Annotated in this window: 3 protein-coding genes and 1 pseudogene; all 4 read left to right on the forward strand. The window is 66.6% G+C overall.

The genetic code is table 11. The annotated features are described in order from the left end of the window. A pseudogene (locus tag AC1DQR_RS39990) lies at positions 1-871 on the forward strand (acyl-CoA dehydrogenase family protein); the annotation flags it as partial. A 4-nt stretch (positions 872-875) separates the two neighbouring features. Then, entirely contained in the window at positions 876-2,420 is a 1,545-nt protein-coding gene (locus tag AC1DQR_RS39995) for a carboxyl transferase domain-containing protein (RefSeq protein ID WP_477135103.1), read from the forward strand. A 50-nt stretch (positions 2,421-2,470) separates the two neighbouring features. Further along, positions 2,471-3,259, forward strand: a complete 789-nt coding sequence (locus tag AC1DQR_RS40000; protein WP_477135104.1) for an enoyl-CoA hydratase/isomerase family protein — start codon at positions 2,471-2,473, stop codon at positions 3,257-3,259. Between the two features lie 82 nt (positions 3,260-3,341). Continuing rightward, positions 3,342-3,584: biotin carboxylase N-terminal domain-containing protein (locus tag AC1DQR_RS40005; RefSeq protein ID WP_477135105.1), on the forward strand; the 243-nt coding region annotated here is incomplete at its 3' end.

The raw sequence follows: 3,584 nt of genomic DNA on the forward strand, positions 1-3,584 counted from the left end.
CACCGACCACACCGACCAGTTCCCGATGGACGCCTGGAAGAAGATGGGCGACCTCGGCGTGCTCGGCATCACGGTGGCGGAGGAATACGGCGGCGCCAATATGGGCTACCTGGCCCACATGATCGCCATGGAAGAAATCAGCCGCGCCTCGGCATCGGTCGGCYTGTCGTACGGCGCGCACTCCAACCTGTGCGTCAACCAGATCCACCGCAACGGCACCGCCGCGCAAAAGGCCAAATACCTGCCCAAGCTGGTCTCCGGCGACTGGATCGGCGCGCTGGCCATGAGCGAGCCCAACGCCGGCTCCGACGTGGTGAGCATGAAGCTGCGCGCCGACTTCAAGGGCGACCACTACGTGCTCAACGGCACCAAGATGTGGATCACCAACGGCCCGGATTGCGATGTGCTGGTGGTCTACGCCAAGACCGAGCCGGACCTTGGCGCGCGCGGCATGACCGCCTTTATCGTCGAGAAGGGCATGAAGGGTTTCTCGGTGGCGCAGAAGCTGGACAAGCTCGGCATGCGCGGCTCGCACACGGGCGAACTGGTGTTCCAGGACGTGGAAGTGCCGGTGGAGAACATCCTCGGCGGCGAGAACCTGGGCGCCAAGGTGCTGATGAGCGGCCTGGACTATGAGCGCGCCGTGCTCTCCGGCGGCCCGGTGGGCATCATGCAAGCGTGCATGGATGTCATCACGCCCTACATCCACGACCGCAAGCAGTTCGGCCAGAGCATCGGCGAGTTCCAGCTGATCCAGGGCAAGGTGGCCGACATGTACACCACCTTGCAGGCAGCACGCAGCTACCTGTACACGGTGGGCAAGAACCTGGATTCCCTGGGCAAGGAACACGTGCGCCAGGTGCGCAAGGAACGCCATGCAGGCGCTGGTCGTCGACCTCAAGGCGAAGATCGCCAAGCTGGCGGAAGGCGGCGGCGAGCAAGCCCGCGCCAAGCACCTTGGGCGCGGCAAGCTGCTGCCGCGCGAGCGTGTGCAGCAACTGCTGGATCCGGGCACACCGTTCCTGGAACTGTCGCAGCTCGCGGCTTACGACATGTACGACAATGCGGCGCCCGGCGCAGGCATCATCACCGGCATCGGCAGCGTGGCCGGACAGGAATGCGTGATCGTCTGCAACGACGCGACCGTCAAGGGCGGCACCTACTACCCGCTCACGGTGCGCAAGCACCTGCGCGCGCAAGAAATCGCAGAGCAGAACAACCTCCCCTGCATCTACCTGGTGGACTCGGGCGGCGCCAACCTGCCTAACCAGGATGACGTGTTCCCGGACCGCGACCACTTTGGCCGCATCTTCTACAACCAGGCCAACCTGTCCAAGCAAGGCATTCCGCAGATCGCGGTGGTGATGGGTTCGTGCACGGCCGGCGGCGCCTATGTGCCGGCCATGAGCGACGAATCGATCATCGTCAAGAACCAGGGCACCATCTTCCTGGGCGGCCCGCCGCTGGTGAAGGCCGCCACCGGCGAGGAAGTCACCGCCGAAGACCTGGGCGGCGCCGATGTGCACACGCGCCTGTCGGGCGTGGCCGATTACTTTGCGCAGAACGACGCGCATGCGCTGTCGCTGGCACGCAATATCGTGCAGCACCTGAACCGCCGCAAGCCGGACCAGATCCGCCTGCACGAGCCGCTGCCCCCGCGCTATCCGGTGGAGGAGCTGTACGGCGTGATCCCGACCGACACGCGCAAGCCCTATGACGTGCGCGAGGTCATTGCGCGCATCGTGGACGACTCGGACTTCGACGAGTTCAAGGCGCGCTACGGCACCACGCTGGTGTGCGGCTTTGCGCGGATCTGGGGCTATCCGGTGGGCATCATCGCCAACAACGGCATCCTGTTCTCGGAGTCGGCGCTCAAGGGCGCGCACTTTATCGAACTGTGCTGCCAGCGCAAGATCCCGCTGGTGTTCCTGCAGAACATCACCGGCTTCATGGTAGGCCGCAAGTACGAGAACGAAGGCATTGCCCGCAACGGCGCCAAGATGGTGACGGCGGTGGCGACCGCGCAGGTGCCCAAGTTCACGGTGATCATCGGCGGCTCGTTTGGCGCTGGCAACTACGGCATGTGCGGGCGCGCTTACTCGCCGCGCTTCCTGTGGATGTGGCCGAACGCACGGATCTCGGTGATGGGCGGCGAGCAGGCAGCCAGCGTGCTGGCCACCGTGCGCCGCGACGGCATCGAGGCCAAGGGCGGCACCTGGAGCGCGGAAGACGAGGACAAGTTCAAGCAACCGATCCGCGACCAGTACGAGCACCAGGGCCACCCCTACTACGCCAGCGCGCGGCTGTGGGACGACGGCGTGATCGATCCCGCGCAAACCCGCACGGTGCTGGGCCTGGGCCTGTCGGCGAGCCTCAACGCGCCCATCGGCGAGATGAAGTTCGGCGTGTTCCGCATGTGATGGCAAGCGCCCCGGATAACAGATCGCACCGCACCGTACAGGACACCAACATGGAATTCACCACGCTTACCGTCACGGCCGCGCAGCACGTGGCCACCATCACGCTGAACCGGCCGGACGTGCGCAACGCCTTCAACGAAACCGTGATCGCCGAGCTCACCGGTGCGTTCCGCGCACTCGGCAGCGAGCCCACGGTGCGCGCCATCGTGCTGGCTGGCAATGGCCCGGCCTTCTGCGCCGGCGCCGACCTGAACTGGATGAAGAAGATGGCCGGCTACTCGCACGACGAGAACCGGTCCGACGCGCTCACGCTGGCGCAGATGCTGCACACCATCTGGGCTTGCCCCAAGCCGGTGATCGCGCGTATCCACGGCGACACCTATGCGGGCGGCGTGGGCCTGGTTGCCGCCTGCGACATCGCCGTGGCCGCGGAGACGGTGAATTTCTGCCTGTCGGAGGCGCGCCTGGGCTTGCTGCCCGCCACCATCAGCCCCTATGTGATCCGCGCCATGGGCGAGCAGGCGGCGCGGCGCTACTTCATCACGGCSGAGCGCTTCGGTGCGRCCGAGGCGCTGCGCCTGGGCTTTGTGCATGAGGTGGTGCCGGGCGACACGCTGGATGCCAAGGTGAGCGAGATCGCCGCCGCGCTGGTGGCCAACAGCCCCAATGCCGTGCGCGAGAGCAAGCGGCTGGTGCAGGAAGTGTCCGGTCGCGCCATCGACGATGCGCTGCTGGCCGACACCGCCGAGCGCATTGCTGCGATCCGCGCGTCGGACGAAGGCCGCGAAGGGGTGCGCTCCTTCCTCGAGAAGCGCTCACCGTCCTGGCGTCCTGCCTGAGCCAAGGCACCCAGCCAATCATGCGCATCCGCCGCGCGGCCRYCGCAGCCRCGCCGCCAGAACCAGAAAACTAGGAACAGYCATGTTCAACAAGATCCTGATCGCCAAYCGCGGCGAAATCGCCTGCCGCGTGGCAGCCACCTGCCGCCGCCTYGGCATCCGCACGGTAGCSGTCTACTCCGACCCCGACGCCAACGCGCGCCACGTGGCACTGTGCGACGAGGCCGTGCATATCGGCGGCGCGGCAGCGCGCGACAGCTACCTGCGCGGCGACCACATCATCGAGATGGCCAAGGCCACCGGCGCGCAGGCCATCCATCCCGGC

This window comes from Cupriavidus sp. 05L411, from assembly GCF_056398045.1.

Coding starts and splice junctions, on each gene's coding strand:
- AC1DQR_RS39995 (WP_477135103.1), top strand. CDS start 876: ATGCAGGCGCTGGTCGTCGACCTCAAGGCGAAGATCGCCAAGCTGGCG.